18 protein-coding genes are annotated in these 23,108 nt (G+C 37.0%); 2 read left to right on the forward strand and 16 right to left on the reverse strand.

Annotated elements, in window-relative coordinates:
• The 7 genes from QZ413_RS05495 to QZ413_RS05525 form a co-directional block, all read right to left on the reverse strand.
• Positions 1-672 carry a methionine ABC transporter permease gene (locus QZ413_RS05495; protein ID WP_297077318.1) on the reverse strand — a complete coding sequence of 224 codons (672 nt, stop codon included), beginning with the start codon at positions 670-672 and terminating at the stop codon, positions 1-3.
• A complete protein-coding gene (locus QZ413_RS05500) occupies positions 672-1,391 on the reverse strand; it encodes an ATP-binding cassette domain-containing protein (RefSeq protein ID WP_297077320.1) in 720 nt (239 codons plus the stop codon). Before QZ413_RS05500 ends, QZ413_RS05495 begins: the two co-directional genes overlap by 1 nt.
• Before the next feature lie 12 nt (positions 1,392-1,403).
• Positions 1,404-2,420: a lipoate--protein ligase gene (locus QZ413_RS05505; RefSeq protein ID WP_297077322.1), complete on the reverse strand. Its 1,017-nt coding sequence runs from the start codon at positions 2,418-2,420 to the stop codon at positions 1,404-1,406.
• Positions 2,421-2,574: 154 nt separating this feature from the next.
• Entirely contained in the window at positions 2,575-3,435 is an 861-nt protein-coding gene (locus QZ413_RS05510) for a glycoside hydrolase family 25 protein (protein ID WP_297077324.1), read from the reverse strand.
• A 52-nt stretch (positions 3,436-3,487) separates the two neighbouring features.
• Complete coding sequence (locus tag QZ413_RS05515; RefSeq protein WP_297077326.1) at positions 3,488-3,700, reverse strand: DUF2922 domain-containing protein; 213 nt, start codon at positions 3,698-3,700, stop codon at positions 3,488-3,490.
• A gap of 13 nt (positions 3,701-3,713) precedes the next feature.
• Positions 3,714-3,932, reverse strand: coding sequence for a hypothetical protein (locus QZ413_RS05520; protein ID WP_297077327.1), 219 nt, complete (start codon positions 3,930-3,932; stop codon positions 3,714-3,716).
• A gap of 82 nt (positions 3,933-4,014) precedes the next feature.
• On the reverse strand, positions 4,015-4,485 hold the full coding sequence (locus tag QZ413_RS05525) for a hypothetical protein (RefSeq protein WP_297077329.1): 471 nt from the start codon (positions 4,483-4,485) through the stop codon (positions 4,015-4,017).
• Between the two features lie 192 nt (positions 4,486-4,677).
• Between QZ413_RS05525 and QZ413_RS05530 the strand changes: the two genes are divergently transcribed.
• The gene (locus QZ413_RS05530) at positions 4,678-5,445 is read left to right on the forward strand and encodes a competence protein ComK (RefSeq protein ID WP_297077331.1); all 768 of its coding nucleotides are present in this window, start codon (positions 4,678-4,680) and stop codon (positions 5,443-5,445) included.
• A gap of 192 nt (positions 5,446-5,637) precedes the next feature.
• On the forward strand, positions 5,638-7,038 hold the full coding sequence (locus tag QZ413_RS05535; RefSeq protein WP_297077333.1) for a LysM peptidoglycan-binding domain-containing protein: 1,401 nt from the start codon (positions 5,638-5,640) through the stop codon (positions 7,036-7,038).
• Between the two features lie 48 nt (positions 7,039-7,086).
• Here QZ413_RS05535 and QZ413_RS05540 read toward each other — a convergent pair whose 3' ends face one another.
• From QZ413_RS05540 to QZ413_RS05580, 9 genes are all read right to left on the reverse strand, one after another.
• On the reverse strand, positions 7,087-9,003 hold the full coding sequence (locus QZ413_RS05540; protein ID WP_297077335.1) for a pilin N-terminal domain-containing protein: 1,917 nt from the start codon (positions 9,001-9,003) through the stop codon (positions 7,087-7,089).
• A 33-nt stretch (positions 9,004-9,036) separates the two neighbouring features.
• Positions 9,037-9,672, reverse strand: coding sequence for an LPXTG cell wall anchor domain-containing protein (locus tag QZ413_RS05545; RefSeq protein ID WP_297077337.1), 636 nt, complete (start codon positions 9,670-9,672; stop codon positions 9,037-9,039).
• A complete protein-coding gene (locus QZ413_RS05550; RefSeq protein WP_297077339.1) occupies positions 9,673-13,065 on the reverse strand; it encodes a SpaA isopeptide-forming pilin-related protein in 3,393 nt (1,130 codons plus the stop codon).
• A 341-nt stretch (positions 13,066-13,406) separates the two neighbouring features.
• Complete coding sequence (locus QZ413_RS05555) at positions 13,407-14,741, reverse strand: helix-turn-helix domain-containing protein (protein ID WP_297077341.1); 1,335 nt, start codon at positions 14,739-14,741, stop codon at positions 13,407-13,409.
• A gap of 135 nt (positions 14,742-14,876) precedes the next feature.
• Positions 14,877-16,004 (reverse strand): class C sortase, encoded by a 1,128-nt coding sequence (locus QZ413_RS05560; RefSeq protein ID WP_297077343.1) that lies wholly within the window; start codon positions 16,002-16,004, stop codon positions 14,877-14,879.
• Between the two features lie 26 nt (positions 16,005-16,030).
• Positions 16,031-17,272: a class C sortase gene (locus QZ413_RS05565; protein ID WP_297077345.1), complete on the reverse strand. Its 1,242-nt coding sequence runs from the start codon at positions 17,270-17,272 to the stop codon at positions 16,031-16,033.
• Positions 17,273-17,350: 78 nt separating this feature from the next.
• Positions 17,351-19,012, reverse strand: coding sequence for a pilin N-terminal domain-containing protein (locus QZ413_RS05570; protein ID WP_297077347.1), 1,662 nt, complete (start codon positions 19,010-19,012; stop codon positions 17,351-17,353).
• Between the two features lie 21 nt (positions 19,013-19,033).
• Positions 19,034-19,768: an LPXTG cell wall anchor domain-containing protein gene (locus QZ413_RS05575; RefSeq protein ID WP_297077348.1), complete on the reverse strand. Its 735-nt coding sequence runs from the start codon at positions 19,766-19,768 to the stop codon at positions 19,034-19,036.
• Entirely contained in the window at positions 19,765-23,037 is a 3,273-nt protein-coding gene (locus QZ413_RS05580) for a VWA domain-containing protein (RefSeq protein ID WP_297077350.1), read from the reverse strand. Before QZ413_RS05580 ends, QZ413_RS05575 begins: the two co-directional genes overlap by 4 nt.
• Positions 23,038-23,108: the final 71 nt, after the last annotated feature.

Consider the following 23,108-nt stretch of genomic DNA (forward strand, 5'->3'; position numbering starts at 1 on the left):
CTACTTTCTTTTATCTATTTTTCTAGCTAGTGCGTTTCCACCTAGCTGAATTCCAAACACACAAACGATCATAAAGACGATCGCCACATACATGATGCCATATTCATAACGCTGATACCCATAACGGATCGCAAAATCACCGATCCCGCCACCTCCGACGATCCCCATCACGGTAGAATAACTGACTAAACTGACTGTCGTTGTCGTAAAGGCTAATACAAGCCCACTTCTTGCTTCGACAAGTAAAAAATGCCAAATCAATTGCCACTGGGTCACACCTAAAGAATCGGCCAACTGATGGGTCGCTTCAGGTAGATCCAATAATACTTGTTCAACTAAACGCGCAAAGATCGCGATTGCCACAATACTCAATGGCACAGCCGCTGGTATCGGACCAAATGCACGCCCTACAAGTACGCGGGTTACAGGAATCAATGTAACGACAAGTAATAAATACGGGAACGAACGAATCAATGTAATGATGAAATTTAAACTGTAATATAAAAAGGGATGGTTGTGTTTTTGGGAGGGGTTGACTAAATAAAGAGAAACGCCTAAAGGCAATCCAATAACTAAGCAAAATACTAACGAGATGCTCATCATGATTGCAGTTTCTTTTAAAGAAACGACTAATTCAGGCCAATAAAACAAGACAGTATCAAAAGTATCCATTAGACAAACCTCGCTTTCACAGTCTCAAAGTAATTGAGTTCATTCTGATCAACGGTCTCTGGATGATTGAGGACTTCACCTAAATACTGACTATTTTCAAATACAAGTACGCGGGTACAGAGTTGTTTGACAGTCTCAAGTTCATGACTGACAAATAAGATCGTGGGAGAAAATCGCTGATGGACTTTCTTTAATAACATAATGATTTCTTTTGTATTGGTTTCATCAAGTGCACTTGTTGCTTCGTCGCACAATAAGAACTTGGGTCGTCTTACTAATGCACGCGCAATCGCTACACGTTGTTTTTCACCACCAGATAGCGAAGCAGGATACATGTTTGCTTTATCCGCTAAGCCAACAAAATGCAGTAATTCTGCTACGAGCTCTGGATTTTTTTGCCGTTGGATTTTCAGCGGTAAGGCGATATTTTCGATTACAGTCAAATTATTCAATAAATCAAACTGTTGAAAGATCACGCCCATATTCGCTTTTTGCATCCGTAGCGCTTTTTTGGACAACTGTTGCAATTCTTGTCCATCGATGCGAATCTTTCCGGTAGTCGGATGTTCTACACCGTTGATCAAACGAAGCAAGGTACTTTTTCCAGAACCACTTTTGCCAACGATCCCTACGATCTCATCATCTGAGATCGTTAAAGAGAGATTGGCTAAAGCTTGCGTCGCTTGATAAGTTTTACTGATATCGATCAATTCGATCATGTATATTCTCCTTTACGCAAACAATAACGATAAGCATTCTTCATTCGTCAAATGTAAAATATAATCAGACAATGTACACGTAGCTAACACGTCTGAGATCGCTTGATAACGAAACGGTTGTCCACGTAGTTTTTCTTCCAATTCAGATACTGGTAAACTCCCAAAGAAATCACCTAAAAAACGAATGTGCGCGATACGGCCTTCACTTGTCGCCACTTGAACTTCTACGATCCCAACTTTAGGAATACGTACACGATTTTTCAATTCAAATGCCGGTGACTTCCCGAAGATCCAATCGGTATTCGCATATTTACTGCGAAACAGTTTTTCGATCTCTTGCTCATCTTGTTTTGATAGATGCAATTCTTTATCTTTGATTTGTGAAAATGAATCAGCTTGATACAATTGTAAGAGTAACTGATCACGAAACGCTTCGGTCGTTGCAGTCTGATAATCTGAAGTAAGCAGCGGTTTAAGGTTCGTTACATTTTTACGAACCGACGGGGTGGCTTTTGAGGCGATTTTTTCTTTGTTTACGGTCAAAATCTGTTGCAAGACGTCTAGGTCAACATCATACATCAAGGTTCCATGAGAATATGTACGATCATGTTTGCTATACATCGCATTACCAGAAAATTTACGACCGTCATGATATAGATCATTGCGTCCACCAGCATAGACCTTTTTGGCACCCATGGCTTTCAAAGCTTCTAAAATCGGTGTCGTCACTCCTTCATAATCACCAAACGTCACGTCACCTTTTCGACTTACGAAACTAAAACTCAAGTTCCCTAAATCATCATAAACAGCTCCACCACCAGAGATTCTTCGTGTCAGTGTAATATTTTGCTCACGCAAATATGTCAAATCGATTTCTTCATACACATTTTGGTTCCGCCCAATTATAACACAGGGTTCCTGTATATATAACAGAAGCAACGGTTCATCTAATGGTGCATGATCCATGACATATTCTTCAGTGGCTAAATTCCGACGAATATCACGACTAGGCATTATATAATAGCGCATAACTTCCTACTTTCTCGTTTGCCTCTTTTCGATTTGATGGACAACCCAGACAAACTGTACTTATTATTCATAAGAACTGTATCATCTTATCTTATAAAAAACAAGCGTTTCACACTAAAAAAAGCAACCACATCAATTCTGTGGTTGCTTTGATTTATAACAATTGACCGTAACTTGAAAATGTCCCTAGCGCCAAGTAGCCCTTACTACCATCCGCACGAGCTTGCTCACCCCATAGATATCCTTCTTTGATATGGATATTTTGGATACGGACTAAAGCATCTTTAGGAAGTAGCGTAATCTCTTTAGAGGTGATGGTCGGAGCCGTTCGTAAATAAATCGGTGCTTGTAAGCGAAATGTTCGCATCTTAATTCCTTCTTTCTCATTTACTGGTGTTTTCGATGCCTCTACCTTAGCTGAAGATGGAAACAATTGTTCAAACGTTACGTGATTTAAGCGATTAAGATCTAATGGTCCATTATAGCCTTTAAGGCGACCATTTGAGGTAAATTGATGCAAGTCGAATCGCGTTGTCGCTGTTGGCGTACTACCTTCAAAAATACCTGTGTTACGACCATATGTCGGGATCCAAATCGCATCAAATGCTGTAGTGTCTAGATTTAATTGTGCATACAGATGATTGGCGATATACGCACCAACATATTTGGCACCACAATCTTTCAATGTTTGACGATAGATCTCGCATCCTCTACGCATATCTGACATTGACTGCTCTTCCACATCTAACCACCAAAATACAGGATCAAATGCTTTCGCACGTTCATAAAAAGCACGCGCCTCTTTTATCATTTGTGCTTCAGAATCTCCCCTCACCCAAGCATATACCGCACAAGGGATCTTGTATTGCTGAAATGCTCGTAAATGTTCTTTAAAGTAGTCGTCTTCTTTTGCAAATCCGTACTGTACACGGATAATGACGCCCGTTACTTGTGGAGCGAGTAACGCCATGTTGATTTGGTCGGGCCGTTGCCATTCACTAATGTCGATAATCATTGAATTCTCCTTTCAAAAAAATCCACGTGTACACGACACGTGGATCGATTGTTTAAAATAGCTCTGTTTCGATCGTTTCAACATATTTTGCTGACTCTGTTTTTTGATACAATAAGATGCCGTCTTTTGCAAAAACATTCAAACTTGCTAACTTGTCTGCAGCTGCTTTCACTTCTTGAGCACTAAGATTTTCAGAAGCGATAGTGGGACTAAATGAGTGTTTTTTACCTAATTCATTTGAGAACGTCACATGTAATTTTTTCATTTATTTATTCCTCCTATTGGTTAGTATCATTTAAGATTTGGTATTCAACAACTTGATAAGTGCCTTGCACGTCGGCTTTTTCTTTAGCTAATTCTCCTACCACTTCTGCTAACTTTAATAAGGAAGCATCTGATTGATCTGCACGAATATTGCTAAAATTTTGCTTAACTGTCTTTTGCGTGTCTTGATCGGTCATTTCAATACGTACCCCTGTTTTTTCTGTCACTTTCATATCTGTTCCTCCTTAGTAGTTGTTGTAAGTTGCGCGCCTTACACCCTTATAAACGAAATAACTTGCTAAAATGTCAAAAGAATTATCTAAATTCATTAAATTTTTTTCGTAATGTCTTGCGGTAGTAAGCTCGAAGTTGTCTGGATAATGGCTGATCCTCTACTAATGCACGTAGTTTTTCTTGATCAGCTATACCCAATTGTTGATAAAAGGCTTCGATCAATAGTTTGGTATCTTCATTGTTAGTGATTTCTGATTTTATTTGCATACTCCACTCTGCCGGATCAATCAGCTCATGTCCTTCACGCTGCTCTTTGCGTCTTAAATCGACTAAAGCCCATTTTAATTTACGATATAAATAAGCCAATGGATAACACGACTCAAATTCATCAAGCGTAACGGCAGTCGTACTTAGTTGCACCAAGCACATCCGTAATTCTTGAGCCCAGTCTTCATAAGAGGGATTAAAGAGTAAAATCCGACTATCAGATAACACTTTATAGATCAAACGTTCATATTTTTCCAACACTATCTCGTCTATATTCTTTAGCATATCGGCACATCCTTATAAGATTTCCTCGAGGTAATCTTAGTTTACAAAAATGGCTATTACGCGATTATGGACAAATCACGATATTTTAGATCAAATTTATCGTTACCGCTTCCATTTACAGAAAAAATATGCTAATAATATTAAATAACAGAAAAAATATAACATCTTAATGTGTCTGGAGGAATTTTAGTTATGTACGATCTTTATTCAAAAAATCAAAATCTAAGTTTTTCACTTTCATATGCTGTCTTAAAAGAAACACACCCATCACTTCAACTAACGGATACCTTTTTAACGCATTGCCTATCATTACTCGAATTGACACCCTCACTTGATTTTCGCTCAGAGATCCTTGCACTCATCCCTTTCACAACTACCAAGGATCCTTGTACTTTCGTCTTTTTTAAAGAAAAAATCCAAGTTATCGATCAAACAGGTTTTGAGATCGTCAACGATTGGCTGCATTCTTTTAATCTAGATTATGATCATTACCGTGAACTTTACTTAAGCGCATATACGAAAAAAAATTACACGATTCCCGTCAGTAATGGTCGATTCAGTTTATTTCCACTTGAAAACATCCAACATCAAACGACGATCTGGTTAAATCCAGGACATATTGCTGAACTCAAAAAGCAACGCTACCACACACGGATCTGTTTAGATAATGGTCTTCAAGTTGACGTCACCAAACAAATTCCTTCATTAGAACAGCAAATCACCCGCGCGATCCATTGTCATTTGCTCTTTACACCAATCCAAAGTTTATCTAGCCATACGATTCCGCAACCAAACAATCTACTTGAATATTTGAATCTCCTTTCAACAACAATTACCAGAAAAATTAGCCGTACACTTCCGTTTACTCTAGACCCCAAAAAAGAAAATGCCTTTCGCCTAAGTTACTTTGGTATGACACAGGAATATCAACGTATTTTAGAGCAAAAATATCAAAAGTAAGTCTTTTTGTCATTTTATGGTTAAATTGTGTCATATCTTACGAAAATGTTCGTTGCATTTTTGCTAGAAATGTTACAAATAAAAGTCAAATGGATTTTTTTTTAGCAAATTCCATAAATTCGGCTTATAATGAGTGAAGATTAAGAAATCTTAAAACTTATAAAGCTTGACTTAAGGAGTGATAAACCAGGTATGAAAAAACAATTGATTGCTACAATGGCTGCTACGACACTTGGCGGGATTACCGTCGCATTAGAGAATCAAACTGTCCGTGCTGACGAAACAACTGATGCCAATCAGACAGCTACGACTCAAACCCTGACACATACGGTTCAAGCAGGTGATACACTAAGTGACCTTGCTCAAACCTATAGCACCACTGTCGCGTCACTAGTTGAACAAAATTCAATTCAAAATCAAAATTTAATCATTGTGGGCCAAAAGCTAGTAGTGGGTACTACGACACAACAAACGATTGAAACGAGTACACCTACTGAAACCGCAAAAACAAAAATTTCTTATACTGTACAAGCCGGTGATACGGTTAGTGCTATCGCAGATCGTTTCAACGTTAGTGTCAATGAAATCGGTCAATGGAATAAATTGGCAAACGTTCATTTGATTTTTATTGGTCAAACATTAACGATCGAACAAAATGCAGAAACCCCAACTCCTGTTGAAACACCTGTTGCGGAAACTCCAGCTCCTGTTGAAACTCCGGCTGTTGAAACTCCGGCTGTTGAAACTCCGGCTGTTGAAACTCCGGCTGTTGAAACTCCGGTTGCTGAAACTCCGGCTGTTGAAACTCCGGTTGCTGAAACTCCGGTTGCTGAAACTCCGGCTGTTGAAACTCCGGTTGCTGAAACTCCGGTTGCTGAAACTCCAGCTCCTGTTGAAACTCCAGCTGTTGAAACACCAGCTCCTGTGGAAACACCTGCTGTTGAAACACCAGCTCCCGTTGAAACACCTAAGCAAGAAAATGTGGCAGTTAACGGAATTTATACGGTTCAATCAGGTGAAACAATTGGCACGATTGCAGATAAAAATGGTGTCTCTGTCGACGATATCGTTTCTTGGAACAATCTAAGTAACGTGAATATGATTTTCGTTGGACAAAAACTAACTGTGGTCGGTACAACTACGACAACTCCAAAAGAAGAAACTACTGTGGTCGTAACACCATCTACACCTAGTGAAGATAAACCCGTAGTAATCGATACAAATACGAATACAAACACACCAACAAATACCGTTGTATCAAGTGATGCGACTTTAAATGCCTTAAATGACCTTCGCGTATCAAAAGGATTGAATCCAGTTGTTTGGGATGCTGATCTAGCAGCTACTGCGACTGCACGTGCATACACGATGGCAAATAATGGCTACAATATTCCAAACGACCACTGGCGTCGCGCGGACGAAGTCATAGCCTTTTACTTTGCACCAGGAATTCCTGTAATCAATGCATGGTATTATGAAACAAATATGATCACAGCGAGCGGTACTGGTCACCGTGATTGGGAATTAAACCCTAATATCACACGTGTCGGTTTCGGATATAGCGGCAATGCGATCGTAGGACATTCAAGATAAGCAAAAAAGAACAATCCCTTTATAAAAGGATTGTTCTTTTTTTATGGATTAAACTTCAGCTGAATCTTTTGAACGTTTGAACCAGATATATGATCCGCCCATCAAAGCAATCCCGACTACTAAGAAGACTAAGATCCCTGTACCACCAGTAGACGGCAAGAATCCTTTTTTCACGTTTTTGATAGCATTGTATTTTTCAAGATCTTCTGTGGCAGCAAAAGTTGTTGTATTATTAGCTTGCATCTCTTTAACTGATCCACCATCAACGGTAAAGTCTAACACTTTCGCTTTTGGATTGACATATAAATCATGTGATTTGACCTGTTGAACTTGATATTTTGTTCCATTCTCACTATTTCCAGTATCTTTCAAGCCTTCAACTAAAAATGTCGTACTTACGCGTTTATTGTCCCCAGTAATGTCCTCATCTTTAACCGCAAAATCCATAAAAGTATTAGTCGTACTAGGATTCTTTGAAGGATTGTTATCTTCTGTTATTTCTGTCCATTTATCGAATTTAAATGATTTAGTTCGCTTAGAATTCACGAATTCTTCTTGCTTCTTCGCATCATCAGTTTCAGTTTTGGTCGTATCAACTTGTTCTTCTCCAGGTGTTACTTCTGCAAAATATTGTTTTCCTTTTTCTGTTTTCGTAATATAAAATCTACTATTTGTAATAAATTGCGTTAAAATAGTCGTTTTATTATCTGCATTTGAATCGATCACTTTAAAGTGAGACCCACCAGTGTAAACTGATTTTAAGTCAAAAGAAACAGGTACACCGTCTTTAGTCGTTCCACTTACTTTTAATGGAATATCTGTATCAAGTGGTGTCGTATCTTTCAAACTCGTAGTAAAAAGTACTCTAATCACTTTTCCTTCTAAAGTATCTGTAGGTGTGCTACTTTTGCGAAAAGTAATCGAATCATTAGTGGCTTTATATAGAGCAGATGGAACTTCGCCATCTTTTGTATATAATTTGATTTGTTTATCATTTAAATGTCCACTGTAGTCAACTTTTGTATCAGTTGAATTAAAGCTAATTTTATAGTCATCTCCTCCTGGATTTGTCAACGTTCCTCTTGGGATCGTCAAGTTAAATCCATACGTAATGGTTTGATTGTAGTCGACCGATTGACGTACTCCTTTATTTCCTACATAGTCTGGATCGTTAACTGGATTTTCTGGATTATTCGGATCTGTAGGATCTACAGGATATTTAGGATCATTCGGATCATTAGGATCTGTTGGTGCCTTTGGATCTGTTGGTTCTGCGAAGATACTTCCTTTTTCCATTTTAGGATATAAATGGATATTCGTTAATAATTCACCACCACTTGTATTCTCTCCAGTTTTAGAATCGCGTTCAAAAACGGGTAACGTCACGACCATCGGATACGCTTTATTTAGTGTATCTTTTCCTGAATCTCTTTGTACGATCAAGTAAGCGGTGAAAAGATTTTTTTCTTTTTCTACTACTGGTAATGTGTTTTCAGTCTGAACTTTCCCATCACCATCCGTTTTAACTGTTGTTTCTTTCAAATTATCCTGATTGTAAACTAAGCTACCTTTTGTTCCCGTTAAAACTTTTTTGTAATATACAGCACGTTGGATATCACTGGCTGTAACACCATTGTTTCCTTCTTTATAAAAGTCTGTAATATCATAAATATCAAACGTAACTCCTGAAATTGGTGTTCCAGTGAAATCACCTTTCTCGCCTACTCGCATCTCACTACCGGTATTTTGTTGATTTGGAATGGCGTGTTGACCTTTTCCATTGTTTACATCGCCATCTTCATCTGTTTGATCATATTGTAATGCATGGATGGTCAAATTAACTGACTTATCAACATACGATCCTCGCGCGATTTCTGTTTCTTCTGCTTTTACAGACAATCCACTTAACAATAATGGAATCACCATAAACGCGATTGCTAAAATCCCCAAGATTCTTTTTTTCATTTTTCTTCCTCCATAAATGTTTTATTCTATTTTTTAATTCCTTACTGCCTTTTTTCGGATATACAACACACTACCTAGCATCAATAAAATCGCGCCAATAAAGGCTATAGTCCCTTTTGCTTCATTGGTGCTCGGTAGTCGTTTAAAAGTATTTATTTTATTTGCACTATCTGGTGGTGGATGTTGAAAGTCCGTTTCCACACTTGCAGGTAACTCAGGTTTTAGAAAAAGTGTAATTTGATTTAATACCGTACCAGTTTTTGCATCGACTAAGGGCGTTGTAAATACGATTGGATGCGCTTGTTCGTCATTCTGACTTTTTTTCAAAACTAGATAGGCATGAAACGCTTCGTCGGTATTTAATAAAAAAGTTTGTTGAGGTGATAAAGGGATCTCAAGGATTTGTTGCTGTTGGATCCATTTTTCAACTTCCGTTCCTTTTTTCTTTGCCCAATTTTTAAGGTATTCATGACGATCTTGATCATATTGTCGATTGCTTTTTACATTATCGGTAATATCATACACTCGGTACTGCGTGATCAGACGTTGTTCGTCTAACGTAGACTCACCCATCGCATGTAAGACTAACGTTGTCTCTTCTTGTGCAAGGACTGTTGCCGAGAAGAAATAAGAACTGATGCAAGCGAAGATGCAAAATAAATACTTCATCTATTTCCCTCCCCGTATATGCTGTAGTCCTAAAGCCAAGGCCATCATACTTGCACAGGTAATCAATAACAATGAAAGGATCGTTGTAAATCGGTGGCCGCTACCACCAGTTTCAGGTAGCTGTCCTTTTTTCATATTCAGTACTTTTAGATCTAAGCGATTTGCACCATCTTTTGATGTGAGCGTCAATGTTCCAGAAAAAATCGTATTTAATGATTCGTTAATTCGTAGTTGATTCTCTTGACTGATCTCAAATGGAAGCTTTGATGCTAAAACATAGTCCGCATGCGTCTTGATTTGTGTCAACTCATATTGTCCTGGAACCAAATTGTACGTTCCATCAGCATTTGGTTTGATTTCGACTTGATCTTTCATTACTTTATAGGTTGTATCCTTTGTCAGCTCTTTATTTTTCTGTGTGTTCCAAGTTTCAATCGTCAACACGAATGGTTTGAGCTTGTTTAGTAATTTCCCATCTTTGATTTGTGTTGCATCAGTATCGATCTTTACTTGTTCATCTGTTAGATCGGTGACTTTCACTATTTGATCGGCAATCTTTTGGTATCCTAAAGGAGTCTTTTCGACTAATGTATACTCTCCTTTGGTAAGTCCAGTAAATTGTACATTTCCATCTTTGTCTGATGTACGTTTGACTTCTTCTGAGTTTGAACGTAGCGAAAACTCAACATTTTTTAACGGATTATTTTGATCCATTTTGATAAATGAAAAATCAGTAGTTTTTAATGTATATTGTGCACTCGCCTGATTTTCAGGATAAAGTGCTGTTCCAAAATCATTATTAAAATCCGTCGCACTCAAGTTTACTTTGTAATCGCCATACTGATCGTTTATTTTTCGATAAACATGATTTACTCGGTACTTGATCAATTGACCCTTTTGATCACGCATAGGCAGGTTTTTGTAACGTATAACGTCAGCGGTTTCTATTTTATTTGGCAATAAGATTCCATCGATCGTTTCATTGAGTGACTCATTGGTTATCAGTTGATCATTGGCAAATAATTGATAGTCATGGTAATCGAGTGTTTCTGAAGACTGTTTACGTGTTGTATCCCAAAGTTTATCGATGGTGATCCTTCGCATTTGATTGCGGATCTGTGGATTTTTAACATTGTCAAATACTTGATTTTGATTTGTGATCGTTGTCGTACTCGTTGTTTTAAAAGCCCAATCCATCGATTCAGGTTTTAATCTTACTTGGTAGCGCAAACGATACCCTTCGCGCGTCGTGTCGGATCCACCTAAAGTCAGATTGTCGATCACAATTTTTTGTTGATTATCTTGAATCCTATCTTGAGTTCCAGTTAATTTTTCAGTTACTTGGACTTGATTGTTTGCAACTACTAGTCTTTCTTCAGAAATACTTTCTGGTATCAAAACGACTTGATCACTGATTTTCTCAGCTACTTGTGCATTGAAAATAGTACTTCTCAGTGCAATCAATTTTTCATTTAGCTTATTGACTAAATCATTCATAGTTTGAGGATCCGCTTGGACCAATCCATTTGGAGCAAGCACATTTAAAAATTTTGTCACGCTAATCAATTGATCTTTAGTCAAAGAACTCTGTGCATTGCTGTTTACATCAGCATCTAACTCGGCAATCTTTGTTTGATACGCTTGGTTTTTCTCATTCCATGCCTTTAAATCTTGTTGATATTTTTGTGTATCATAAATCGGTACTCTAAAAATAAAAAACCATTCGTATCTTAAAAAATAGTTGTAATATTTAGGTTCAGTCGTTTTAAACTGTGTATATTCGGTTTGCAATTCTGTTAGTTCTTTTTGTTTGACTGGATCCACCGTATTTATTAAATTGATGGCAAACTTAGAGATCGAAGGTGTTTTAGCGTATAAATTAGTAATAAACTCCGTCGTTTTTTGAATTCCCGAAGTATAGTTATCTTTACCAAGAATTTTTTTATCGTTACTTTCTTGATAGCTATAGCCATCTCCTGCTAAAGATTTATTACCTGAAATTTTCATCGTATATTCACCAGTAGACTCAGTTACTGTTTTATTTGCTAACTTACTAGCAAACGATTTGTATGTTGCATCGGTTAACCAATATGAAGGCTCTCCATCCGTCAGACAAATGAGCACTTTTTGAGAATCTACTCGGGTATTCAGCTCATTAAGTAAATACACTCCGGCCTCTAGTCCGAAAAATGTCGGTGTCCCGCTACTGCCATCTGGCTTAGTCAAATTTTTTTCGATTGCATCAGGCGTATTCGTAAAATAATGAACATCCCTTCTGTTTCCCATGTTGTTGAATTTGGCATAAATATTTCCAGCTTTCGAACCAAAGGTAACAATACCTAAACGATTGTTGCTATTTGAGGCTAGTAGAGAGGTTGAAAAATCTTTGATTGCTTGGGTCGATTTGGTCCACTTCTCATTTTTCGTCATACTTCCTGATTGATCCAATACAATGACCACATCAAGATTCTTTTGTGTTTTTAGTTGTTTACCGATCACATCTAGTTGCACTTCAAATGTATTTTGTTCTTCTGTCGGTCGAACGATTTTTCGTACAAGATTATTTCTTTCGGTATCGATCGTTTGATAGTTCGTATCAAATGTATTCGTAGTCAATGAAAATAATCCACTGTTATTGATGAAATCATAGTTGTTGACGTAAGATGACTCATTCTGATTATCGTATTTTTGTGTGTAGTTATTCGTAATCGATGCACGAAGCGGTGTGCTTAGCGTACGTGCGATCTGAGGTACACTTTCAGTCGCCTCGTCCGTCGATTGTTCAGATGTTTGTATCTTTGTATCTATTGTTTGTGTCGTTGACGATTCTGTTTCTTCTATACTCGTTGTACTCGGTTTTGGTTCTTCATTTGATTGAGTTGTACTACTTTCTCTAGTAGCAACTTCAGTTGAAACAGTTTCTTTTTGATTTAGTATTGTATCTAGCGGTAATTCAAGTGTATCTAATGGTAGTTCTTTTTGATTTTCATTTTCTTTTTGCGTAAATATACGTATAGAAAATGATAACGAATCACTCGGGCTAACTTGCTCGAAACTGATTTGATACTCTGATTGATTTGTTGTCGGTTTAAATTTGATTTGTTCATTTGTACTATCGACGATTTGTTCATTTTTGATTGGTTTAAATTTTTGGAGATCAACGTCGATCAACTCTATGCCAACGATGGGATCTCGAAGTGTCTCTTTTACAGTAAAATGTATTGTGACCGTGGATGCGTTATCTTCAAGCTGCTGATAGCTCAGCTTGATATTATCGGTCTCAACGATCTTTTCTTGCGTTTGAGCAACTACTGTATGGGAAATACTCAGACAAATCAAACCACATAATAGTCCAAACAATAGTGTTAAACAGATTCGTGCTTGTCTTTGCATCTCTCCCTCTCCCTTTTATTAAATAACCATCGTAACTAACCTATAGTTATATTCAGACAAACGTTATTTCGAAAATGATTATACGGATTTCTGTTCAGTTGTACACAACTATTCGATTTTTATGCTTATTTTTTGTTATTAGTGAAGAAAAATTTGCTTTTTTCACAAACTATGGTAGTAAAATGAAAACGGGCTGCTTCAACGTTTTAGTGAAAAATAAAGTTAAATGACTAGCGTAATTAAAAAAATCATCAAAAATGACGTGGAGTTAGTCATTTTTGATGATTTATGTTATTTTTTTTATAATTTAACGACTTGCGAGCCCCTTGAAAAAGAAATAATTACAGTACATTATCCAAAGTATGACTCGTACGCTCTTTAAGCCAGACGCTAAATTGTAAAAAATCACGCGTCGTTAGATAGTCACTCACAATGTATTGGTTAGCACTAGGGATAGAATCAAAAGCCTGATTCGTCAAAACGATCGCTTGTTTATCTGATAAGACCTCTTCTGGTTTTTGGATTTCTACGATTTGAAAAGGTTCGGGATAAAAGTTGCGTAAGGGTTCTAGATGTTCTAGTAAGAAGGAGCGATGATTCTTCCCAAGAGAGGAATACACAAACACCGTAAACGCTTCTCGCTTCTCAAATGTAAAAATATTTTCAGAAATCAACAGATACATCAGACTAGTCCGACGTCCGGTAAATGGTACGTGGACTAAATGCGTCATACGATCGATAAACTCAGTCAATATTTGTTCTCGTTTAGGATGCAGATAAGTCATCTTACGTACAAAATAATCTTGACGCAAATCAACCACGTCCACATCATACGGAAACAATTCCCATTGAAAAGCAACTGCTAAAAGCAAATCGATCAATCGCTCGCGTTTTGTCGGATCTAATGATTCATACAGTACTGTATGGATCGTATGGGCAATTCGAGCGTGGTATTTTCTACGTACTTCTTCTGTCGCCTCTTTTAAATGGACCAATGCACTCGTATGGTCAATGGCTATTTCTGGTTTCGCTCGTTGATTTTTTTGATATTGATAAATCAATGAAAAATAATAGATATTCGTGTAAAAAATATGCACAAATGGATGATCCGCAAAAGAAAATCGTTCGAGTTCTGCTGCACTTTCGTTTTCTAAGAATGACTCTCCGCCGTAATCAATAATTATCTGTCTTAATTCATTTTGATCCCAAAAGTAAGTGCTTGCAACATGCGTCGCAAACATGACCCACTCGATTTTATTATTGGCGTTTATCCAGTAACCTGAGGACACTTTGATTTGAATATTATATGGTACTAGTATTTTTTTTAATTGCTGGATCGTCCGACTGAAGGTTGCATCAGATAAAAGTAAATGTTGTTTATAAAAGTCTGCTCCTTCACCAGGATATAAAATCAAGAGCTTCAATAAAGACAGACGAGAGGAATCATTGACATATCGTTTGACGATTCGTACAAGTGAATGACTATTATAAAAACTTCCATTATAGTAAAACTCTTTGTACAATTCTTCAACTTCAGCTAACGTGCGCTTAAATGTAGATGGTGAGATCTCTAATTCTTCGCAAAGTCGCTTTTGATCCAACTGACCACGGTTGATATATAGATATTGCGCTAGTTGTAATTTTACGTCAATAAATGGTTCGATAAATTTCATCATCCTTACTTCCTCCTTTGAATGCTTTACTCAGATTCTAAAACACTCATTATTTAAATACAATAGTTTGTGAATATGTGAATTCGCATAATTTCAGGTAAAACAAAGACCTTACATGCTCAACATGTAAGGTCTTTGTTATTTTTTGTAAGTAATAATCAATTGATTTTCTTTGATTTCTAGAGTATATGGACTTTTCTTCCAATAATTTCGAATATTTTTTTGATGCAATGTCTTGATTCCTGCTATTGAAACTTTCGATACATCGTTATGTTTCACAAGAAAAATAGTATAACGATCACGTGGGATTTGTTCAAAACAAACTTCACCCTTCTCATTAGTTTTTAATATAAAGGGTTCTTTATTTCGTTTTTGTTGTTTTTTTCCTTTACGGTCAAACAATGTAAGTTCAAGACCTTCAACTGGATTTTTGTCTTGATCGATTACTTTAAGTGCTAGATCCATTTTTCGTTTACGTAACATAAAGAAATACCATGCACGGTAAAGCAACCCGATCCCGATAACGACGACGACGATCGAACCGGCAATAATCAACAGTTGCTTGATATTTTGATCTTGATTGCTTTTGGTAATCGATTCTTTTAATTTTTCTGTATATGGCACGCGATGTCCCGTAACTAACAAGCGATCTGTATTGACCATATACGGCGTACAAGTGATCAACGTAACGATATCTCGGCCCGGTTCGATTTGAAGACTATCGGTCTCTTCTGGTTTCACGACTATGATCTTATCGACTTCATAGGCTAGTTTTTCATCTAAAACGGTCAGTACAAACTGATCCCCGATCTTGACCTTTTCTAGATCGGTAAACAACTCACGATCTGGGATCCCACTATGTGCCGCAATCACCGAATGCGTTCCCTCTCCACCAGTCGGATAAGAAGTACCTGGTACGACGGTTGCTCCGATCTGCAACAATTCAGCTGTCGTCGTATCAAATAATGGGATATTGACCTTGATACTTGGGATACTGATCGATCCGATCGAGTGCTTTTCATACAATTCTTTGATATCACTAGTCACACCAACTGGTTCAAAATCCACACCATTTGGAGCTAACCCTGTTTTTGCGATCTCGGCATTTTTTTTAGCAAATTCCGCTTGTTTCTGCTTGCTTTCGATCTCTGTCGTTTTTTGCAAATGTTCCATACGTTGTTCATCGATAAAATGATTCAACGCATTGATGTAAAAAGGGTACAAAAAGAATAACGCACCAGTAAAAAAGATCAATACAACGATCACACGTTGCATCAAGCGTTTAAAAGGTTTTACTTTCTTGTTTTTGGTCGAATGATTACGTGCGATGGTGATTCCTCCTTATTTCTTTTACGCTGTTTCTCTTGTTGTTGTAAATCTTTTGTGGTTACGACCAATTGTTTGTCGTTCAATTTTTTAAGTCGAACTTTGATGATCGGCCACGTCACTGTCGATTCCTCGACACGTAAGCGATAATAATTTCCAGGTACATGATCAAAATACACTCGTCCCTTTTGATCACTTGTGACAGTTTGTTGTTGCCCATGTACAAGATAAGATTTGCGTCCATTACGTTTCATCAAGGTCACCGCTTGGTCTAAGACGGGGCCGTTTTCATCTGCTAAATAAAAGTCGATGACATATGATTTTTTACCTGCTAAGATCAAGCGTACTTTTCGTCCGACATAATAACCAAACACCACCAAGATCAGTACAACTACGCCGATCATGACATACAGACGATCTCGTTGGTAATTTTGTGTCTTTTTGATTGCTTGATCGGCTTGATCGGCAACATACGGCACGCGTTTGGCACGTACAAGCAAGCGATCGGTATTCACCATATAAGGCGTACATGTGACGAGTGTGATCAGATCCTCATTTGGTTCGATCGTTAAATCATCTAGCTGATCCGGTTTTACGACTTTAAACTGATCGATTTTATACGCCAGTTTTTTATCTAAAATATGTAAATAGACCATGTCTCCTTTTTTTAATGACGTCAAGTCTGTAAATAACGTCTTATCTGGAAGTCCTGTGTGACCAGTCAAAACAGAGTGTGTCCCCTTGCCACCAATAGGAAAAGACGAACCTTGTAAGACAGTCGCACCTTGTTGCAACAATGCATCGGTCGTCGTATCAAACACCGGAAGACTGACTTCGATCGCTGGGATAAAGATCGCTCCAATATGATGCTCTTTATAATAACCGTCAGAAACGTTCCCAATTGACTCATTCACATGATCAAAGGGGTCTTCGACTTCACCGACTCCAGGTACACTTATCTTTGTTTTTAAGGCTTCATTGGTTTTTTCACGTTCTTTAGCTTCGGCTTTGATCTTTGTTTGGTTTTCTTTATTTGATTCGTCCAAATAATACGCGATCCGCTTTTGATCAGCATAGTTATTGATTGCATCGACGACAAAGGGATACATAAAAATCAATGCCCCCATAAAAAACAAAACAGCCATCAGTAATTTCAACGAAACATTCATTTTTTCTTCTTTTGACCATCTATTCTTCAGGCTTTCCACACTCCTTTCATCTTAACTGATTATACTCATGGATAGTAAAGAAAAAAAGAGCAGAAATTTCTGCTCTTTTTAAATAAATTAAACTTCTGCTGAATCTTTAGAGCGACGGAACCATAAGTATGATCCACCCATCAATAATGTACCTACTGTTAAGAACAATGCGATCCCTGTACCACCAGTTGAAGGCAAGATTCCTTTTTTCACGTTATGAATCAATTCTGGAGTTCCATCATTGTATGTTGGCGTAATTAATCCAGAAACATTGAATTTATTTACTAAAGCGTTTGGATTCACATAGTCTTTATTTGCAGCTGTTTGGATTACTTCATAGTTTGATCCATCTTTAAGCCCTTTAATAGCAAATACTGATTGATTATCTGTCAATTTGATAATAGTAGCTTCATTTTTATTCGCTGTCCATCCTGTAAAGTTTTGACCATCTAATTTAGCGTATTTTGTTGAACCATCAACTGTTTTTTGTAAGTAGAACGATCCACCATTTACTTTAATATTGTCATTTGAAGCATCTACTACTTGGAAGTTATTCCCACCAGTATAGACATTTTTTAAGTCATAAGTGATTGGGTTACCTTCATTATCGGTAACTTTATTATCTAGAGTTACTTTACTCGTTAATTTTTCATTTGGATTTGCACCACTTGGAACAGTTGCACTATATGAAATCGTGATATCTTGATTTGCTAAAGATTGATCCGTAATTTTGATAACTAATTTTCCATTTTCGAATTTAGCATCAAAACTGTTTGAATCTTGTTTTACTGTGTGTAAAGTTCCTTCTTTATCTTTATAAGTGATAACTACAGTTTTATCATCAATAGTCAATTTAGGAGCATCCACTGTAATTGTAAATGGATCATTTGAATTGAATTTAGTACGATCTGGTACAGTTACATCAAAACCAAAGTTTATTTTTTCATTGTAATCAACGGATAGATCAATTTGTTTTCCATCTTTATCATAGTTGTGAGGGTTACTTGGATCTTTTGGATCTGTGTTTCCAGCTGTAGGTTGATTTGGATTAGTCGGATCACTTGGATTTGTTGGATTAGTTGGCTCAGCAATTTTTCCAGATGTTAAAAATTTAGGATACAGATTGATAGTATCGTTAGTATCGTTAGTTGTTTGACCAAAATATTCAGTAGTTGAATTTGGTTTCAAGTCAGGCATTGTTACGATCATCGGTGCAGCATCACCATAGACACCATTTGCATGCCCACTTTGTAAAATAAGATATGCAGTGAATTTTCCATCTTTAGTTACTGGTAAATTTGCAATCGTAGCTAATCCATCTTCATCAGTTTCTACACTCTTATCATCCATTTTTAAATCATTTAATTTTTCTGGATAGGCGCCTTTATATTGATTGTACAGTGCCATTAACTCTTCTTGACTTCTTTGGCCATTATTGTAGTATTCTGAAATATCATAAATATCAAATGCAACTTTTGAAACAGGTGTACTTTCACCTTTAATTGCATCAACACCATTATTTTGTTGTTTTTGTTCAGCATTATATGTTGCATTATTATATTTTAATGCATGTAATTGAATATTTACAGGTCTAGTAAAGTTTCTAGCTGTGCTTTTATCGACAGTTACTGTTCCATCAGTTGTTTGTGCTTTAGTATTGACTTCGTCTGCTTGTACATCCAATGTTCCTGCTACTAATGGCAAGATCAACATTGCTGTTGTAATAATTCCAAATGCTTGTTTTTTCATGTTTCTTCCTCCAATTAAAACCTATTGTTTTTGTTTGTTTTTTTTATGTTGTAAATAAATAAATCCCGTTGCCAGAAGGAGTATCCCTATTCCGATAAGTGAAACTTTTGTTTTGGTGCTCCCCGTGTTTGGTAAGGTGTACCAAGGACTCTCACTCGTTTCAGTTTCCACTGAAGGTGAAGTAGTCGTTGGCAATGTTTCGATTGGTTCTTTGATTTCCAAAGCCGGTTGTGTATTTTTTAGATAAAGCTGGACCGTTTGTAATTCCTGTCCAGTTCTTGGTTCATAAAATGGTAAAATCAACATCACAGGTGCAGTAGGTTCTGTCACTTGCTCGCTCGTTTCTTCCACAAATAGATATGCAGCTTGTTTAACTACCGGCAAGGTGACTGAAGCGATCCCTAGATCATTGGTTTTGACCTGCGTCACACGTTTCAAATCTAGCGCTTGAATTTCTTTGTCATCCATTTGTGCAAATGATTTGATCCACGTCTTTGCATCAAAGTCAGACCGCTTCTGTGCATCTTGATAAATAGGCGTAGCATCATAGACAGTAAACGAATCGTTTGCCTCAGGTGTTCCAGTCATTGAAAATCCTAGCTGACCATCTTGTTCTTTAGCTTCTGGTTGACTTGTAAACAATTGCTTATGCACGTTCACAGTAACTTGATCATAGGTACTTGCCTGAACGGGCTGCGACATATATATAGTCAACATGAATAACGGTACAAGTAAACTGATATATCGTTTTTTCATCGCTTACGCCCCCTCACTTGCAAGCCTACATAAAGTAATGCGACCAGTAAGCCTAGACTAGCAAAGATCACCGCTAGACGATTTGTAAAGAAATGTCCGAAGCCACCCGTTTCAGGTAACTGTCCTTTTTTCAAGTTCAAGACTGTGACTTTCAACTGATTTTTAGTTTTACCGTCAGTAGCTAATGTGTACGTAAATGTTACTTGAGAATTTTTAGTAGTAACGGGATTACTAGATTGATCGATTTCTCTTATCTGACCATCTTTAGTGAGCTCAAAATAGATCGTGTCTTTTAGAAGTTGATACGCCGTACTTGTTTGCGTTTGATTGAACTGATAGCGTCCTGGCATCAAGTTACTTAGATCCGTAACTGTCTTACCACCACTATCTTTTTCTGTAACTGTATACTTGCCATCTAACGGCGTTTTTTTATCGTTATAATCGAACGTTTCAAAAACTAAATTAGTCGCAAGTAAAGTATTTTGAATCTTAGCTAAAGACTGTCCCTCTAGTTTTGCTTTAGCCGTACCATTTTCTTCCACGATTTCAATCGTCTTTTCAGCTGGTAGTTGATAACCAGCATTGGTTTTCGTTTCTTTTAATGTATATTTTCCAACTGGATAACTACCAAATGAAATCTTTCCATCTTTATCAGTCTCTTTGGTGATTGCAGTAATTCCATTACCAGAAAGTGTAAAGCTTACTCCAGCCATTGGTGTCTGTAGCTCGTTTACCTTAGTAAAAGCAATCTCTGCTTTGAGTGCTGGATTTTCAAATGTTAGATTTTGTTTATCCGAAAGCCAATCTTTTGGTTGAATCACCGTTTGCTTTTCTGGCATAGCATAATTGCCTACCTTGTTTTGCGTTACACGATAAGTGAATATATTTCCTGATGTATCTCTAGCAGCAACTGTAGTAAAAGTTACCGTATTCGTACTACTAGAAGCAGTTTTCGTTTCAATAACTTCCCATGTTCCATCAGCTTTCTTACGCTCTAGTACATACGTGGCACCATTGACAGCAGCCTTATTGCCATCCACGGAACTAGCCGTAATCGTTCGCGTTTGGTAACGCGCTGAAGGGACGATATAATCAGCTGCTATTGTATCCGCTGAATCTCGCAAAGTCGTTTGTCCGTTTGCTTGTTGGAAACGACCATCTTTAAACCCATCCTTAATCTTCAGTTTATACGTTAAGCGATATCCCATAAATTTATTTGGATCAGTTGAAGAAAGTGTCAAATTCGTTGCTGTGATTTTATTGTTCGCTAAACTAAAATTAGTACTATTTGCTCCTTCAGTCACTTTTAAATCAGAAGTTCTCGAAATAGTTTTTTGCGTAAAACTATTTGAGACGTACTCGAAACTATCACTTATTGGATCTTCGAAACTACCATCATTCAAGGAATCATACGTATTTACTTTTTTGTTGATTTTAGCTAAAAGCGAAGAAATATTATTGTCGTCCGATCGAAAAACGCCATCTTTTCCCAATAACTTCATAAATGTATCAGAATTTTGATTACCTATTTCAATAGCGAATCTAGAATAATCTACATAAGGACTTCCTTTTAATTTCGTATTAAGATAATTGATCGTCTCTTGAAGACCAGTATTCAAGTTGTATGGGTTGTCTTCTTGATCTACAAAACCATTACCGTTGTAATAGTAATTATTGCTTATTTTATAACTCTCAATATTCGTAGTAGAGTACTGATAATTACCAACTTTATAATTAGATTGTAGTTCCCTTGGACCAACTAATGTACGATTATTCTGATATGTTGTTGTTTTATAATTATTTGGATTCGGGAATTGTGTAGGGAAACCATCTGTCACAGTAATAATAATTTTCGTTGCATCTGTTCGTCCCTCTGATTTTAAAACTTCTAATCCTGCATCCACACCGATAAATGTTGGAGTCCCATCATTACCAGGTATTTTTTGTAAAATATTGGAATTCGTAATATCAGACTTTTTATTGGTAAAATATGAATTAGTAAACTTCGCAATATCTACAGTTGGTAATGCGTTTCTTGACTGAAACGATAAAATGGATAATCTATTATTTGAGTTGCTCTCATCCAGAAAAGAATTGGTAAAATTAGTAACCGAACTTATGATCTTATTCCACTTTGCAGTAGTCGTATAATAACTCGAATATCCCATACTTCCCGATTTATCTAAAACTATCACTACATCCAACTTGGGCTTCGTTGTAAGTGTCTGTCCTAGCATATCCAGTTGGACTGAAAACTCTCCATCATTTCCTGTAGGTGCGATTGTTTTCTTGAACAAAGTCTTCGTCCCATTTGCATTGGTTACTTCTTGATATCCAGTGTCAAAATCACTTCCATAGTTAGCATTCTTGATAGAATCTGAAAGTTTGGAACCAAGATATTTGTTTGTTCCATTTTTAGGATAAATCCCTTGATCATCTTGGATATAATAATCTGTATTTATGTCGCTAGCACTTTGTGTCTCAGCGGCCATAAAAGTTCTAGCTGCAATCGCGGGTGTGCTTGCTTGTGTCGTACTTGTTGTCGACTCAGCAGCTGTTGTCGTTTTACTTGTTTCAGATGACTTCGTTGTGCTTGTTGTTGTACTACTTGTAGTCGTACTTGGCGTAGTTGTTTGACTATTTGCCTTACTTGATGTCGTAGCTGGATCACTAGTCGTACTTGATACCGTTGTACTCGATGTCAACGCTTGACTACTCGTTGTACTTGGTGTCGTAGCTTGACTACTTGATGTTGCCGTTACAGTTGGAATCGTAATCGTATAGGGTCCTTGTTGTTTGACCTCTAAGATATTGTTCTTCACTGTAGCTGGCGTGTTTTCTGTTGTTTCTTCGTCTAATTGAATCTCGATTTTAAGTTGGTTGATCGATGTTGGTAAAGGTAGCGTCAATGTTTCATTGGTCGTCTGTTTAAATTGATCTTGGACATACCATTCTGTATTGTTGCTTGTATCCTTTATCCATCCTGATTTTTGTTCAAATGAAAGTATTTGATTATCAGCTGTCGTAAAACGGAATTTTACTTTGTCTTTCGTTGTTGCAGATTTCGTATCATAAGAAATCGATAAATTTAAATTTTGCTGATTAGATACTTCGTTAAGTGAATAGGCGACAGCTACTTTATCTGTTTGAAGCAATGATGTTTTTGTAGTGTCGGTCGTATTCGCCAAAACTTCATACGTTTGAAATAATGGAAATACGATACTATAAATCAAAAATACGATCCCCAATAATTGTTGTTTCTTTTTCATAGCGTCTCCTTTCTCCTAAGAGTTATCGGGTAGAAATACAAAAATAAAAGAGCAGCTGAATAATCGTGTCT

Source organism: uncultured Enterococcus sp. (assembly GCF_913775425.1).
Taxonomy (GTDB): Bacteria; Bacillota; Bacilli; order Lactobacillales; family Enterococcaceae; genus Enterococcus_G.

Coding starts and splice junctions, on each gene's coding strand:
- QZ413_RS05580 (WP_297077350.1), bottom strand. CDS start 23,037: ATGAAAAAGAAACAACAATTATTGGGGATCGTATTTTTGATTTATAGT.
- QZ413_RS05555 (WP_297077341.1), bottom strand. CDS start 14,741: ATGATGAAATTTATCGAACCATTTATTGACGTAAAATTACAACTAGCG.
- QZ413_RS05510 (WP_297077324.1), bottom strand. CDS start 3,435: ATGATTATCGACATTAGTGAATGGCAACGGCCCGACCAAATCAACATG.
- QZ413_RS05520 (WP_297077327.1), bottom strand. CDS start 3,932: ATGAAAGTGACAGAAAAAACAGGGGTACGTATTGAAATGACCGATCAA.
- QZ413_RS05495 (WP_297077318.1), bottom strand. CDS start 672: ATGGATACTTTTGATACTGTCTTGTTTTATTGGCCTGAATTAGTCGTT.
- QZ413_RS05575 (WP_297077348.1), bottom strand. CDS start 19,768: ATGAAAAAACGATATATCAGTTTACTTGTACCGTTATTCATGTTGACT.
- QZ413_RS05515 (WP_297077326.1), bottom strand. CDS start 3,700: ATGAAAAAATTACATGTGACGTTCTCAAATGAATTAGGTAAAAAACAC.
- QZ413_RS05545 (WP_297077337.1), bottom strand. CDS start 9,672: ATGAAGTATTTATTTTGCATCTTCGCTTGCATCAGTTCTTATTTCTTC.
- QZ413_RS05500 (WP_297077320.1), bottom strand. CDS start 1,391: ATGATCGAATTGATCGATATCAGTAAAACTTATCAAGCGACGCAAGCT.
- QZ413_RS05535 (WP_297077333.1), top strand. CDS start 5,638: ATGAAAAAACAATTGATTGCTACAATGGCTGCTACGACACTTGGCGGG.
- QZ413_RS05525 (WP_297077329.1), bottom strand. CDS start 4,485: ATGCTAAAGAATATAGACGAGATAGTGTTGGAAAAATATGAACGTTTG.
- QZ413_RS05570 (WP_297077347.1), bottom strand. CDS start 19,012: ATGAAAAAACAAGCATTTGGAATTATTACAACAGCAATGTTGATCTTG.
- QZ413_RS05540 (WP_297077335.1), bottom strand. CDS start 9,003: ATGAAAAAAAGAATCTTGGGGATTTTAGCAATCGCGTTTATGGTGATT.
- QZ413_RS05550 (WP_297077339.1), bottom strand. CDS start 13,065: ATGCAAAGACAAGCACGAATCTGTTTAACACTATTGTTTGGACTATTA.
- QZ413_RS05530 (WP_297077331.1), top strand. CDS start 4,678: ATGTACGATCTTTATTCAAAAAATCAAAATCTAAGTTTTTCACTTTCA.
- QZ413_RS05505 (WP_297077322.1), bottom strand. CDS start 2,420: ATGCGCTATTATATAATGCCTAGTCGTGATATTCGTCGGAATTTAGCC.